The sequence below is a fragment of the Bacillus infantis genome (assembly GCF_008180445.1).
Lineage (GTDB): Bacteria > Bacillota > Bacilli > Bacillales > Cytobacillaceae > Bacillus_AB > Bacillus_AB infantis_B.
Genome location: NZ_VTER01000039.1, coordinates 1 through 818 on the forward strand (window position 1 = coordinate 1; position 818 = coordinate 818).

General features: G+C 49.9%; 2 rRNA genes. Both read right to left on the bottom strand.

Going from position 1 to position 818, the window contains the following annotated elements:
- Window positions 1-433: ribosomal RNA gene (locus tag FZD51_RS25910) — 23S ribosomal RNA — on the bottom strand; the annotation flags it as partial.
- A gap of 177 nt (window positions 434-610) precedes the next feature.
- Window positions 611-818 (bottom strand): 16S ribosomal RNA (locus FZD51_RS25915); the annotation flags it as partial.

Here is an 818-nt window from a genome sequence, read left to right on the forward strand (position 1 = left end):
TCGTGTCCCGCCGTACTCAGGATCCACTCTGGAGGGAACGAAGTTTCAACTACGGGGCTGTTACCCTCTATGGCCGGCCTTTCCATGCCTGTTCATTTACTCCGTTCCTTTGTAACTCCGTGTAGAGTGTCCTACAACCCCAGGAGGCAAGCCTCCTGGTTTGGGCTAATCCCGTTTCGCTCGCCGCTACTCAGGGAATCGCGTTTGCTTTCTCTTCCTCCGGGTACTTAGATGTTTCAGTTCCCCGGGTCTGCCTCCAATGCCCTATGTATTCAGGCAAGGGTTCCATCCCATTACGGATGGAGGGTTTCCCCATTCGGAAATCTCCGGATCAAAGCTTACTTACAGCTCCCCGAAGCATATCGGTGTTAGTACCGTCCTTCATCGGCTCCTAGTGCCAAGGCATCCACCGTGCGCCCTTTCTAACTTAACCTAAAAATAAGCGAAGCTTATTTTTGGTATCACTCTCAAATTGAGAGAAAACCTAAAATGGCGATTACTCGGTAATGTCTTCTTCATTACATTATCTAGTTTTCAAAGAACAAAATGAGAGATTATACTCTCAAAACTGAACGAACAAAGACCGTCACGTCTTGTATATATTCCTTAGAAAGGAGGTGATCCAGCCGCACCTTCCGATACGGCTACCTTGTTACGACTTCACCCCAATCATCTGTCCCACCTTAGGCGGCTGGCTCCAAAAGGTTACCCCACCGACTTCGGGTGTTACAAACTCTCGTGGTGTGACGGGCGGTGTGTACAAGGCCCGGGAACGTATTCACCGCGGCATGCTGATCCGCGATTACTAGCGATTCCAG